A 13,832-nucleotide genomic window follows, 5' to 3' on the forward strand; every position below is an offset into this window, starting at 1 on the left:
ACGGTCGCCTGCACTGTCGGGAATAGGTTAACTTAGCCTTACCTAAGTGCGTGCCGGGGAGCCTGGTGGCCCGGTGTCCGTTGTCCTTCAGGGGAGTCGTCACACACATGCATGAGCGTCCGAACCGCCCGACCAGCTCTTCGGCAGCGCACCCCGGCGGCCCTCCCTCCCGAGCGCTTCCTCTTCTGACCGCGCAGGCGGGCATCTACTACGCGCACCAACTGGCGCCGCTCGGCACGGAGCTGAACACGGCCGACTGCGTGGAGATCGAAGGGCCGCTCGACGGGGACCTGTTCACCGAGGCCCTCGCGCGGGCCGTGGGCGAGGCGGACACGCTGGCCGTACGGGTCTCCGAGGCCGACGGCACGCCGGTGCAGCACGTCGCGCGGGGCGAAGTCGTCGTGCGGCGACTGGAAATGATGCCTAATCAGGCTGAGGCGTGGATGCGGGAGGACCTGGCCCGGCCCGTGGATCTCGCCTCCGCCGAGGGGCTGATGACGCAGGCGCTGATCCGTGTCGGCGCGGACCGCCACTGGTGGTACCAGCGGGTCCACCACATAGCCGTCGACGCCTACGCGCTCTCGCTGACCGGCCGCCGGGTCGCCGAGCTGTACTCGGCGGCCGTGGCCGAGGAGCCCGCGCCCGAGGGCCGGTTCGCCCCACTGAGCGAGCTGACCGACGACGAGACGGCATATCTGTCCGGTGAGGAGTACGCGGCGGACCGGGCCTTCTGGGCGGAGCGGATGGCCGGGTACGCCCCCGAGGCAGCGCCCGTGAACGCCGGCGCCTCGGCCGGCGGCGACCTCCTCCACCGGATCACCGACCTTCCCGCGAGCACGCTGGACCGGCTCTCCCGGGCGGCGCGCGCCGCGAAGGCGACCTGGGCGGAGCTGGTCGTGGCCGCGACCGCCGGTCATCTGCACCGGCTCACCGGCACCGAGGACGTGGTGCTCGGCCTGCCGCTGACCAACCGGCGCGGCCCGGCCGCCCTGCGCACCCCCGCCATGACGGTGAACGTGCTGCCGCTGCGGATCTCGGTGCGGCCGCAGGACACCGGGGCCGAGCTGCTGCGCCGGGTGGTGCTGGAGATCCGCGCGGTCCGCCGCCACCAGCGCTACCCGCAGGCCGACCTCCGCCGTGATCTGGCCCTGGAGTCGGCCGACGCACCCCTGACGGGTCCGATGGTCAACATCAAGCCTTTCGACAGCGCCCTGGACTTCGCCGGTCTCCCCGGCACCGTACGCAACCTCGCCGCCGGTCCCGTGGAGAGCCTGGCGGTCGGTGCGGCCCCGGGCCCGGACGGCGGCCTGCGGCTCACGCTGGACGCCAGCCCGGCCGCGTACGGGGAGGTGGACCTCGCCGCGCACGAGGCGACCTGGCTGCGCTATCTCGACAGCCTGACCGAACTGCTGCTCACGGCCCCGGACCGGCCGGTCGCCACGCTGGACCTGCTCACGGACGACGAGATACGGGAGGCCACGGCGGGCCGCACCGAGCCGGCCGTCGCCTTGACCGTCCCGCAGACGTTCACCGCTCAGGCCGCACTGACGCCCGAAGCCGTCGCCGTACGCTCCACCCTCGCGGGGACGTTCCGGGGGGCGGGGCAGGCTGAGGGCGCCGAGCAGACGGTAGGTGCCGAGCCGACGGAAGGCGCCGAGCAGGCGGAAGGTGCCGAGCAGGCGGAAGGCGCCACCCTCACCTTCGCCGAGCTGGACGCCGCGTCCGACCGGCTGGCCCACCTGGTGGCCGGGCTCGGGGCCCCTGCGCGGACCGGTGCCACCGTGGCGCTGGCCCTGCCCCGGACCGCCGACATGGTGGTCGCCCTGCTCGCCGTGCTCAAGGCGGGCCTCGTCTGCCAGCCGTTGGACCTCGGCTATCCTGCCGCCCGGACGCTGGCCGTCCTGGAGGACGCCGGTCCCGTCTGCGTCATCGGCACGGCCGCGACCCTGGCCGCGCTCCCGCCGCACGGCGTGACGGCACTCGCGCTCGACGAACCCGAGACGGCCGCCGCCCTCGCCGCCTGCCCCGACGGGCCGCTGCCCGCCGGGCCCGCGCTCGGTGACCCCGCCTATCTCATCCACACCTCCGGTTCCACCGGGCGTCCCAAGGGCGTCCTCGTCAGCCACGCCTCACTCGCCAATCTCGGCGCCGGTCACCTCACCGACCACATCGCCCCGGCCGTCGCCCGCACCGGCCGGGAGCGGCTCCGGGTCGCGCACAGCGCCTCGTTCGCCTTCGACGCGTCCTGGGACCCGCTGCTATGGATGGTCCACGGCCATGAGCTGCACCTGCTGGACGACGCCGCCTACCGGGACCCCGCCGCCCTCACTGCGTATGTCTCCACCCACCACGTCGACTATCTCGATGTCACCCCTTCCTACGCCGAAGCGCTGATCGCCGAAGGCCTGCTGGACGAGGGCCGCCACCACCCCGCCCACCTCGTCGTCGGCGGCGAGTCCGTGCCCCCGGCCCTCTGGGAGCGGCTCACCGACGCCGAGGCCGTACACCCGGTCAACCTCTACGGGCCGACCGAGACCACCGTCGACGCCTACTACTGGCTGCCCGGCGACTCCGCCGACCGGCCCGAGGGCAGACCCGTGCGGGGATCGCGGGTCTACGTCCTGGACTCCTCCCTGCGTCCCGTGCCCGCCGGGGTCACCGGTGAGCTGTACGTCGCCGGGCCCTGCCTGGCCCTCGGCTACCTCGGCCGCCCCGACCTGACCGCCGAGCGGTTCGTCGCCGACCCGTTCGGCGATCTGCACGGCACTCCCGGCGGCCGGATGTACCGCACCGGCGACCTGGTGCGCCGCCGCGAGGACCACACCCTGGAGTTCCTCGGCCGCAGCGACGACCAGGTGAAGATCCGCGGCTTCCGCATCGAACTCGGCGAGATCCAGGCCCGGCTGGCGGCCCACCCGCAGCTCGCGGCGGCCGCCGTCATCGCCCGGGAGACCGGCCACGGCAAGCGCCTCCTCGCCTACGCGGTCCCGTCGAAGGACGGCGAGGCACCGCCCACCCCCAACGCCCTCCGCGACCACCTGGCCGCCGCCCTGCCCGAGCACATGGTCCCCGCGACCGTGACGCTGCTCGACGCCCTCCCCCGTACGGCCAACGACAAGCTGGACCACCGCGCGCTGCCCGACCCCGAACCGCTCGCCCCCGCCATCGGGGCCGAGGTCGTCGGCGAGAGCGGCCCGCACACCGAGATCGTGCGCGGCCTCTACGCCGACGTGCTCGGTATCGCGGAGCCCCCGGCCGCCGATGCGGGCTTCCTCGACCTCGGCGGGCACTCCCTGCTCGCCGCCCGGCTGGCCGCCCGCGTCCGCGAGCACTTCGGCGCCCCGTTCTCCATCGCCGACGTCTTCCGCCACTCCACCGCGGCCGCCGTCGCCGCCCAGGTCCGCACCCGCAGCGGCGCGGCCACCGCCTCCGTACCGCTCTCCCCGCTCCCCCGCACCGGTCCCCTCCCGCTCTCTCCGGCCCAGCAGCGGCTCTGGTTCCTCAACCGCCTCGAAGGCCCCAGCCCGACCTACAACATCCCGCTCGTCCTCAGCGTCAACGGCCCCCTCGACCGGGACGCACTCCAGCTCGCCCTGCACGATCTGGTGGATCGTCACGAGACACTCAGAACCGTATATCCGTCCACTGACAACGGCCTCGGAGCGGACGCGGACGGCGCCCCCCACCAGGTGATTCTTCCTCCGGGCCACGAAGCGGCCCGTCCCGTGCTGCGCCTCGCGGAGCCCGGCAGCGACCTCACCGAGGCCGTGCGGTACTGCTTCGACCTGGCCACCGAGCCACCCTTGCGCACGGTCCTGTTCAGCGACTCCCCGGACCACCACACCCTGCTGCTCCTGCTCCACCACATCGCGGGCGACGGCGCCTCCACCACACCCCTGGCCCGCGACCTCACCACGGCCTACACCGCCCGCCTCGCGGGCCGCGCGCCCGACTTCACGCCGCTGACCGGCCAGTACGTCGACCACGCCGCCCGGCTCCAACAGCTCCTGGGCACCCCCGCCGAGCCGACTCCACTCGCCGAGGCGCAGCTCGCCCACTGGCGCGGGGCGCTGGCCGGGCTGCCGGACCAGCTGGAGCTGCCCACCGACCGGCCCCGCCCGCCCGTCGCCACCTCCGCCGGCGACACCGTGCCGTTCGCGCTGGACGCGGCGACGCACGAGGCGCTGCGCCGGCTGGCCAGGGCGCACGGCGCGACGGTCTTCATGACCGTGCAGGCGGGTCTCGCCGCCCTGCTGACCCGGCATGGCTGCGGGACCGACATCCCGCTCGGCACCCCCGTGGCGGGCCGCGACGACGACACCACGGCCGGGCTCGTCGGCTTCTTCACCAACACCGTCGTCCTGCGCACCGACACCTCCGGCGACCCCGGCTTCGGGGCGCTGCTCGACCGGGTGCGGACGACGACGCTCGCCGCCTACGAGCACGACGCGCTGCCCTTCGACCACCTGGTGGAGGCGCTCAACCCACCGCGCTCGCTGGCCCGCCACCCGCTCTTCCAGGTCATGCTGGCCTGGCAGTCGATCGCGGACGGGCCCGCCGCCTTCGGTACGGAGGCCACCGCGCGGCTCGCCGCCGTGCCGTCGGGCACCGCGAAGTTCGATCTGACCCTCAACGCGGGCGAGTTGGCCGACGGCGGGATCGCCGGGTTCCTGGAGTTCCGTACGGACCTCTTCGACCGGACGACCGCCCAGGCGCTCGCGGACCGGCTGGCCCGGCTGCTCACCGCAGCGGCCACGGAGCCGGAGACCCCGGTCGGGCTGCTGCCCGTGCTCGGTGAGGACGAGGTGCGCCGCGCGCTGGTCGAGGCCAACGGCGTGCCCGCCGACCGGCCGGTGCCGCTCACGCTCGCGGAGGTGTACGAGGTGGCGGCGCGCCTCCACCCGGAGCGCGTGGCCGTGAGCTGCGCGGGCGAGTCGCTCACGTACGCGCAACTCTCCTCCCGCGCACAGTCGTTGGCTCGGCTGCTCGCGGCCCGCGACATCGGCCCCGGTTCCATCGTGGCCCTCGCGCTGCCGCGCTCGCTGGACCTGGTGGCCGGACTGCTGGCGGTGTCGCTGTCGGGTGCCGCGTATCTGCCGATGGACCCGGACTACCCGGCGGACCGGCTGGCGTACATGCTGGAGGACGCCCGGCCGGCCGCGCTGATCACCGACGCGGCGACGGGCGACCGGCTGCCCGCGCACGCGCTGCCGCTGATCACGGTGGACGAGGCGGCGGGCTTCCCCGACGGGCCGCTGAGCCAGGCCGACCGGACGCGGCCGCTGAGCCCGCAGGACCCGGCGTACGTCATCTACACCTCGGGATCCACCGGGCGCCCCAAGGGAGTTGTGGTCACACAGCACAATGTGACGCGACTGATGACGGCGACCGAGCACTGGTTCGCGTTCGGTCCGGACGATGTGTGGACGCTGTTCCACTCCTACGCCTTCGACTTCTCGGTCTGGGAGCTGTGGGGCGCGCTGCTCTACGGCGGCCGGGTCGTCGTCGTCCCGCATCTGACGAGCCGTGACCCGCAGGCGTTCCTCCGGCTATTGGCCGATGAGCAGGTGACCGTCCTCAATCAGACGCCGTCCGCGTTCTACCAGCTGGCCGCCGCCGACCGGGAAGCTCCCGGGCACAACTTGGCGCTGCGGTACGTGGTGTTCGGTGGTGAGGCGCTGGAGTTGGGCCGGCTCGCGGACTGGTACACCCGCCACCAGGAGAACGCGCCGACGCTGGTCAACATGTACGGCATCACCGAGACCACGGTCCACGTCTCCTACCTGGCGCTCGACCGGGAGACGGCCGCCTCCGCCGTCTCCAGCACCATCGGGGTCAACATCCCCGACCTGCGCGTCTATGTGCTGGACGACCGGCTCCAGCCGGTGCCGCCCGGGGTGACCGGTGAGATGTACGTCGCCGGCCAGGGTGTGGCTCTCGGCTATCTGGGGCGGCCCGACCTGACGGCGGGGCGTTTCGTCGCGGACCCGTTCGCGCATCTCTTCGGGGAGAGCGGGACCCGGATGTACCGCTCGGGCGACCTGGCCCGACGGCGTACCGACGGTACGCTGGAGTACTTCGGGCGCGGCGACCAGCAGGTGAAGATCCGTGGGTTCCGGATCGAACTGGGCGAGATCGAAGCCGTGTTGGCCGCACACCCGGAGGTCGCGGATGTGGCCGTCGTGGTGCGCGAGGACGTGCCGGGCGACAAGCGGCTGGTCGGATACGTCGTTCCGGCGCCGGGTGCCGACCCCGTTCCGGGTGAGCTGCGCGAGCACGCGGCGGCCACGCTGCCGGTGCACATGGTGCCGTCGGCCGTGGTGGTGCTGGAGCGGCTGCCGCTGACCGGCAACGGCAAGCTGGACCGCAAGGCGCTGCCCGCGCCCGGGGTGCCGGTGGGCGGTGGCGGCCGGGCGCCGCGCACCGTGCGCGAGGAGCAGCTCTGCTCGATCTTCGCGGAGGTGCTGGGGCTGCCGGCGGCCGGGGTGGAGGACAACTTCTTCGACCTGGGCGGCCATTCACTGCTCGCGGTCCGTCTCGCGGGGCGGATCAAGTCCGCGTTCGGCATCGAGGTGTCGATCGGCACGGTCTTCCAGGCGCCGACTCCGGCCGCGCTGGACGCGGCGCTGGACGTCTCGCGCGAGGAGGACCCGCTGGATGTGCTGCTGCCGCTGCGGCCCGCCCGCCCCGGCGACCGCTCCCCCGTCCACTGTGTGCACCCGGCGGGCGGTCTGAGCTGGTGCTACGCGGGACTGATCCGCCATCTCCCCGCAGATGTGCCGATCTACGGGCTCCAGGCCCAGGGCGTCGGCGAGGCGACGGCGGAGGCACCGCTGCCGACCACACTGGAGGAGCTGGCCGCCCACTACGCGTCCCGCATCCGCGAGGTCCAGCCCGAGGGGCCCTACCGGCTGCTCGGCTGGTCCACCGGCGGCATCATCGCGCATGCCATCGCCGCGGTCCTCCAAGAGGCGGGCCATGAGGTCGAGTTGCTGGCGATCCTGGACGCCTACCCGGCCGAGGGCTTCCGTGGCCTGCCGGTGCCCGACCGGGCCGAGGCGCTCGAATCGCTGCTCACCATGGGCGGTTACGGCCCCGACAGCCTCGGGGACAAGGAGCTGACCACGGCCAACGTGGTGGAGGTGCTGCGCCGCGAAGGGTCTCCGCTGGCCGCGCTCTCCGCCGCGAAGATCGAGGCCCTCGGCGAGGTCTACCTCAACACCAACGACCTCGTACGCGCCTACGACCACCGGGTGTTCCAGGGCGATGTGCTGTTCTTCCGGGCCACGGTGGACACCATCGACGACACCCTGACGCCGGAGACCTGGACCCCGTACGTGAGCGGGCGCATCGACAACACGAACGTCGCCTGCTCGCACAAGGACATGACCCTGCCCGAACCGATCGCGCACATCGCGCGCGTGGTCGCCGACCGACTCACCGAGCTGGAGAAGTGACACCGATGAGTGACGCACCCGCCAACCCCTTCGATGCGGACGGGGAGTTCCTCGTCCTGACCAACGAAGAGGGTCAGCACTCGCTGTGGCCGCTCTTCGCGGCGGTGCCCGCCGGCTGGTCGACGGCTCATGGTCCGTGCGCCCGTCAGAAGGCGCTGGACTGGATCGGCGCCCACTGGTCCGGCCCCCTCGCCGCCCGGTGAGCGGGCTGCTGATCCGGCCCCGGATACGTCCCCGGCTCGCCGTCGTCCTCGTCTACACGGCCGCCATGTGCATGAACGGCCTGGACTCGACGATCGTGAACCCGGCCCTCTTCACGATCGCGGGCGACTTCGACCGCCCGCTGTCCGCCGCCAACACCGTCGAGACGGCCTTCCTGGTCGCGCTCGCGGTGGGGCTGCCGGTGGCGGGGTGGCTGGGCGACCGGTTCGGGACGAAGCGGGTGTTCCTCGGTGCGCTCACCGCGTTCACGATCGCCTCGGCGGTCTGCGGTCTGGCACCCGACCTCGACACGCTCGTCGTGGCCCGGGCCGTACAGGGCCTGGCCGGTGGGCTGTTGACGCCGGTCGGGATGACGCTGCTGTTCCGGGCGTTCCCGCCGCACGAGCGGATGAAGCTGGCCAAGGTGCTGATCGTGCCGACGGCCCTGATGCCCGCGCTCGGCCCGCCGCTGGGCGGGCTGCTGACCGAACACCTCTCCTGGCACTGGCTGTTCTTCGTGAACGTGCCGATCGGCGCGGCGGCGGTGCTGCTCGGCGTCTTCGGTCTGCGCGAGCATGTCGAGGGCCCCGAAGGGAAGTTCGACACGGTCGGCTTCTGGCTGGCCACTCCGGCGCTGGGGCTGCTGACGTACGCGCTCGGCTTCGGCCCCTCCCAGGGCTGGACCCGGCCCGCCGTCGCCGTCAGCGCGGCGCTGGGCTCCGTCCTGCTGGTCGCGGCGGTACTGCACCAGGTGCGGGCGAAGACGCCGTTGCTGAAGCTGCGGCTGCTCGCCGACCGGGTGTACGGGTCGGCCTCGGCGCTCGCCGGGGTCACCGCGGCCGGGCTGATGGGCGTGCTGTTCGTCTTCCCGCTGCTCTACCAGGCGAGCCTGGGTGCCTCGGCGCTGGACGCCGGGCTGAGCGTCTTCCCGGAGGCGGTCGGGCTGATGCTGGCCTCGCAGGTGGTGGACCGGCTGCTGCCGAAGCTCGGCCCCCGGCTGCTGACCGTACCGGCGCTGCTGGTCGCGGCGGCGGTCTTCGCGACGCTCGCGATCCCGGGCGTGGCGGAGAACGCGTGGAGCGTGCGCGGGCTGATGTTCCTGATCGGTCTGGTGCTCGGTACGGCGGTGCTCACCGTGCAGATCTCCGGCTTCGAGTCGATCGGGCCCGCCGACATGGGCCAGGCGATGGGCCTGTTCCAGATCGTCCGCACGCTCGGCGGTGCGCTGGGCATCGCCGCCTGCGCGGCGGTGATCGGGGGCGGCCACGTGACGGAGGCCGCCGCCGACCCGGGCCCGTACCGCACGGCGGTCTGGGTGACGGCGGGGCTCGTCGCGGTCGGGGCGGTCATCGCGCTGCGGCTGCCGCGCGAGGCCCCGCAGCCGCCGCCGTTCGACGACGAGGACGCGCCGCCGCCGGGCGAGGGCCTGGCGGTGGACGAGGCTCCGGCCGTCAAGGGCTGAGAGCGCACAGGAGAGGGGCGGGGCGGCATCCGGAGGGGGGATGCCGTCCCGCCCCTTTGGTGTTCTCGTGGGGAGGGTGCTGTGACTGCTATGAGCCGAGTAGCCCCACCAGTCCGTCCGCCAGACCGCCACGCCAACAGGCGTAGTCGTGGCCGCCGTTGAACTCCCGGTAGCGCACGTCGTAGCCACGCGCCCGCAGGATGTTGCGGAAGCGGCGGTTCTCCGCCAGCAGCATCCACTCCTGGTGGCCGACCTCCACGTGGAGGGTGACGGGCCGGCGCTCGCCCCAGGCGTACTGCCTGGTGAGCCACTCGCCGTCGCGGTCGTCGTCGGGCCACCAGAAGGAGCCGGACTGGGAGAGCGCGAGGCCGAAGCGGTCGGGGCGTCGGAAGGCGGCGAAGGCGGCGGTCAGGCCGCCCGCGCTCTGGCCGGCGACGACGGTACGGGCCGCGTCCGCCCCGGCCCCGTACTCCTGCTCCACCCAGGGCAGCAGGGTGTCCGCGAGCCAGTCGACGAACGGGGCACTGCACGCCAGGTCCTCCATGCGGCGGCCCATGGTGTCGACCAACACCGCGACGGTGGGCGGAAGCTCGCCGTCTGCGTGCAGGTTGTCGAAGATGTCGCCGACGCCGAGGACCGGCCCCCACATCTCGCCGTCCAGGAGCACGGCGAGCGCGTACGGGCCGCCGTCCGGGTGGTGTCCCGGCGGGAGGTGGACCGTGATCCGGCGGCCGTCCACCTCGGTGTCGAGTGTCCGGCCCCGGTCCACGTCGTCGCGGCGGTGGGTGCGCGACTGGTCGGGTGCTGCGGGGAGTTCGAGCACGGAGGCGGGGTTGCGGCCGTCGCGGGAGGGCAGCGGGGCGCCGGTGTTGAGTGGGTCGGGCTCGGCCTGGTCGAGGACCCGGCGCCAGGAGGGGCGGTCGGCGCGCAGGGCGTCCTCGCGGGTGCCGCGGGTGGCGTGGAACTGGTACGAGGCGCGGTGGTCGGTGCGCAGCCGGTGGCTGATGGCCCAGACCCCCGTGCCCTCGACCCGTTCCATCAGGTGCGGGGCGAGGTCGCCGGCGTGCCGGTCCTTGTCGGTGACCGTGTGGACCAGGGCCAGGACGTGGGTGGCGGGGCGCGCGGGGTCCTCGCGGCGGACGAAAGTGACCAGCCGGTGGTCGGCCTCGCCCTCGGGGTCGGGTTCCACGAGGGGGGCGCCGGTTTCGGAGACGTACCGCCAGAACGCCTCCTCGGCGTCCGGCTTGCCCGCGCGTACGTCCTCACGGAGCGTACGCAGCAAGGGGCTTCGCACGGTGGACACCTCGGATCGGTTCGGTCCCGTGGACACGGGCGGGGCGGGCGGGTTGCGGCGCGGTGGGTAGGTCATGTGCGGGCCGCCTTTCAGACGCGGGTGGCGGCGGAGCGGCCGAGGAGCACCCAGAGCAGGAACGGGCCGCCGAGGACGGTCGTGACGATGCCGACGGGGAGTTCGACGCCGTCGAAGACGATCCGGCCGAGGGTGTCGGCGGCGACGACGAGGACGGCCCCGGTGAGCATCGAGCCGACCAGCGGGACCCGCAGCGGGCCGGCGAGCCGGGAGGCGATGACCGGTGAGGCGAGCGCCACGAAGCCGACCGGTCCGCAGATGCCGACCGCGAGGCCCGCGAGGCCGACGGCCAGCAGCAGCGCGAGGGCGCGGACCCGGCCGGGCGCCGAGCCGAGCGAGGAGGCGGTGGCGTCGTCGAAGCGCAGGACGCCGAGGTGGCGGGCGACGGCGAGGCTGATGGGGACCAGGATCGCGAGGCCGATGAGGACGGGTACGGCGACGGAGTAGCTGCGTCCGTTGAGGCTGCCCGAGGTCCATACGTACAGGGAGCTGGCGGAGCTCAAGGACCTTCGGGAGAGGACGACTTGGGTGATCGCGGAGGCCAGGGCCGACATGGCGAGGCCGACGACGAGGACGCGGTAGCCGCGCTGGCCGAGGCCGCCGGAGACGGTGGTGACGACGATGACGGCGACCAGGGCGCCGATCGGCCCGGCCCACCAGGCGCCGAACGTTCCGGTGGCGCTGAGGGTCACGGAGAGCAGCACGGCGGCGGTGGCGCCGTCGTTGACGCCGAGGAGTTCGGGTGTGGCGAGGCGGTTGCGGGCCAGGGTCTGTGTGAGGCAGCCCGCGAGGCCGAGTGCGGCGCCCGCGGTGAGGCCGGCGACGATGCGGCCGAGGCGGAAGTTCTGGACGAGCAGCACGTCGAAGCGGTCGCCCTGGCCGAAGACCGCGCGGAAGGTGCGGGCCACGCCCATCTCGCTCTGGCCCGCGTAGGCGGAGAGGACGACGGCGAGCAGCAGGGCCGTGGCGAGCGCGACGGCGGCGAGGGCTGCGCGGCGGGTGATCAGCAGGGAGAGAGGGCCGCGGCGGACGACGACGGTGTCCGGCGGACGGACCCGAACGGCTTTCGGCTTACGGGACTTGGGGCGCGGCAGGGCCAGTTTGAAGCGGCGCGGGCGGTCCGGGGCGCGCTCCTCGGTGGCGGGTTCCGTCATGCCCATCGAGGCCAGCTGCCTGGAGCGGACGATGGCGATGAGGACCGGGGCGCCGATGAGGGCGACGATCACGGAGACGGGCGCTTCGAAGGGCCGCGAGACCACGCGGGCGACGACGTCCGAGACGGCCAGGACGCAGGCGCCGATGAGCCCGGCGAGCAGGAGGCGGGCGGCCAGCCGGGTGCCGGCGATGGCACGGGCCAGGAATCCGGCGAGCAGGCCGAGGAAGGAGATGGGTCCGGCGAGCGCGACGGCGGAGGCGGTGAGGAGCGTGACGCCGATGGCGACGACCGTACGGATGACGGGCGGCCGGTGGCCGAGGCTGCGGGCCAGATCGTCGCCGAGCGCGAGGGCCGAGAGCGGTCGGGCGACGAGCAGCGCGACGAGGAAGCCGATGGCGAGGACGGGGGCCAGGCGGCCGAGCTCGCCGAAGCCCTCGACGCCGGCGAGGGAGCCGAGGACCCAGAAGCGGAATCGGTCGTAGGTCTCGGCGGAGTTGACGACGATGACGCTGGTGAGCCCGCCGAAGGTGGCGCCGAGCGCCGCACCGGCGAGCACCAGGCGCATGGGAGAGCCGCCGCCGCGTCGTCCGGAGATGAGGAGGACCAGGCCGCTGGCGACCACGGCGCCGACGAACGCACAGACCAGGTAGGCGTAACCGGAATCGAAGCCGAGGAGCGCGATGCCCGCGACGACGCCGAGCGAGGCGCCCGCGTTGACGCCGAGCAGACCGGTCTCGGCGAGCGGGTTGCGGGTGACCGCCTGGAGCAGGCAGCCGGCCACACCGAGGGCCGCCCCGACGAGCAGCGCGGTGAGGGTGCGCGGGAGGCGGAGGTCACCGACGACGAGGGAGAGGCGGGCGTTGTCGCGGGCCCCGTCCCGGTTGAGCAGGTAGTCGAGCACGCCGCCGACGCCGACCTCGCCCGCGCCGATGGAGAGCGAGAGACCGCTCAGCAGAAGGACGGCCGCGGTGAGACCGGCGACGGCGAGCGCCACGGTCCGGCGGCCGGCCGACGGCTTGGCCCCAACTGCGGCTGGGGCTGCGGCTGCACCCCTGGCCGGTGCCGGGACGCCCGAAGCCGTCTCCGCGCCCGGCGATATCTCCGCACCGGGTACGGAACCGGATTCCGGAGCAGGTTCCTCCGGTCCGGCGGGCGATGTCTTCGCCTCTCGTTCGCTCCCCCCTCCGTCCAACTGGGCGGCTGAGGAGTCATGTTCGGGAGCCGAGGCCGTGGCCCCCGCGTGCGGCGTTTGCATAAGGTGAGGCTAACCTAACCGTATATCGACGGCTCGACACCCTTCTGGGCGGTCGATTCAATTTAGGTTACCCTTACCTAACACCCAGGGGGAGGTTGTTCATGCCTGAGGACATACCGGGCAGAAGTGGCGAGTTCGAGGGCCGCACGGCCCTGGTGACCGGCGCCGGACAAGGCATCGGAGCCGCTGTCGCCGAACTGCTCGCCGACCTCGGCGCCCAGGTGGCCGCCACCGACCGGGCCGGCCACACCATCGAGGCGCTGGCCGCCGACTGGCCCCGGCGGCAGGAGAAACTGCCCGCGGGCGAACGGTCGGCGGGCTGTCTGGAACCGTATGTGATGGACGTCACGGACCGCGTCGCGGTGGAGAACACCGTGGCCCGCGTCGAGGACGAACTCGGCCCGGTGGACGTCCTGGTGAACGTCGCGGGCATCCTGCGCACCGGCCCGGTGACCGCGCTCTCCGCTCAGGACTGGGCGGACACCTTCGCGGTGAACACCACCGGCGTCTTCCAGGTCTCGCAGAGCGTCGCTCCCCTGATGGCGGCCCGGAGGACCGGCGTCATCGTCACCGTCGGCTCCAACGCCGCCGGGATCCCGCGCACCGGCATGGCCGCCTACGCCGCCTCCAAGGCCGCCGCCGCCGTGTTCACCAGGTGTCTCGGCCTCGAACTCGCCGGCAGCGGCGTACGCTGCAACGTCGTCGCCCCCGGCTCCACCGACACCGCCATGCAGCGGGCCCTGTGGACCGACCCGGGCGCCGAACAGCGGGTGATCGACGGGGACCCGTCGACGTACCGCACCGGCATTCCGCTCGGCCGGATCGCCGAACCCGCCGACATCGCCGACGCGGTGGCGTTCCTCGCCTCGGACCGCGCCCGCCACATCACGCTCCAGGAGCTGTACGTCGACGGCGGCGCGACCCTGCGCTGA

At 73.5% G+C, this 13,832-nt stretch carries 6 protein-coding genes; 4 read left to right on the plus strand and 2 right to left on the minus strand.

The genetic code is table 11. From position 1 onward, the window contains the following. Nucleotides 1-107 precede the first annotated feature (107 nt). The 3 genes from ACQP09_RS00810 to ACQP09_RS00820 are packed head-to-tail and all read left to right on the plus strand — an operon-like array spanning nucleotide 108 to nucleotide 9,120. A complete protein-coding gene (locus ACQP09_RS00810; protein WP_433395109.1) occupies nucleotides 108-7,457 on the plus strand; it encodes an amino acid adenylation domain-containing protein in 7,350 nt (2,449 codons plus the stop codon). A 5-nt stretch (nucleotides 7,458-7,462) separates the two neighbouring features. Then, nucleotides 7,463-7,660, plus strand: coding sequence for an MbtH family protein (locus ACQP09_RS00815; protein WP_433395110.1), 198 nt, complete (start codon nucleotides 7,463-7,465; stop codon nucleotides 7,658-7,660). Further along, nucleotides 7,657-9,120 carry a DHA2 family efflux MFS transporter permease subunit gene (locus tag ACQP09_RS00820; RefSeq protein WP_433395112.1) on the plus strand — a complete coding sequence of 488 codons (1,464 nt, stop codon included), beginning with the start codon at nucleotides 7,657-7,659 and terminating at the stop codon, nucleotides 9,118-9,120. The genes ACQP09_RS00815 and ACQP09_RS00820 overlap by 4 nt, the downstream gene beginning before the upstream one ends. Nucleotides 9,121-9,208: 88 nt before the next feature. Here ACQP09_RS00820 and fes read toward each other — a convergent pair whose 3' ends face one another. Next, complete coding sequence (fes, locus tag ACQP09_RS00825) at nucleotides 9,209-10,489, minus strand: enterochelin esterase (RefSeq protein ID WP_433395113.1); 1,281 nt, start codon at nucleotides 10,487-10,489, stop codon at nucleotides 9,209-9,211. A gap of 14 nt (nucleotides 10,490-10,503) precedes the next feature. Then, nucleotides 10,504-12,900, minus strand: a complete 2,397-nt coding sequence (gene fhuB / locus ACQP09_RS00830; protein ID WP_433395114.1) for a Fe(3+)-hydroxamate ABC transporter permease FhuB — start codon at nucleotides 12,898-12,900, stop codon at nucleotides 10,504-10,506. 101 nt (nucleotides 12,901-13,001) lie between these two features. Here fhuB and ACQP09_RS00835 point away from each other — a divergent pair, with 101 nt between their 5' ends. Then, on the plus strand, nucleotides 13,002-13,832 hold the full coding sequence (locus ACQP09_RS00835; RefSeq protein WP_433395116.1) for a 2,3-dihydro-2,3-dihydroxybenzoate dehydrogenase: 831 nt from the start codon (nucleotides 13,002-13,004) through the stop codon (nucleotides 13,830-13,832).

This window comes from Streptomyces sp. CA-146814, assembly GCF_050942385.1.
Lineage (GTDB): Bacteria > Actinomycetota > Actinomycetes > Streptomycetales > Streptomycetaceae > Streptomyces.

Excerpts from the sequence above, each read along its gene's own strand:
- ACQP09_RS00810 (WP_433395109.1), top strand. The coding sequence starts at position 108 with ATGCATGAGCGTCCGAACCGCCCGACCAGCTCTTCGGCAGCGCACCCC.
- fhuB (WP_433395114.1), bottom strand. The coding sequence starts at position 12,900 with ATGCAAACGCCGCACGCGGGGGCCACGGCCTCGGCTCCCGAACATGAC.
- ACQP09_RS00815 (WP_433395110.1), top strand. The coding sequence starts at position 7,463 with ATGAGTGACGCACCCGCCAACCCCTTCGATGCGGACGGGGAGTTCCTC.
- fes (WP_433395113.1), bottom strand. The coding sequence starts at position 10,489 with ATGACCTACCCACCGCGCCGCAACCCGCCCGCCCCGCCCGTGTCCACG.
- ACQP09_RS00835 (WP_433395116.1), top strand. The coding sequence starts at position 13,002 with ATGCCTGAGGACATACCGGGCAGAAGTGGCGAGTTCGAGGGCCGCACG.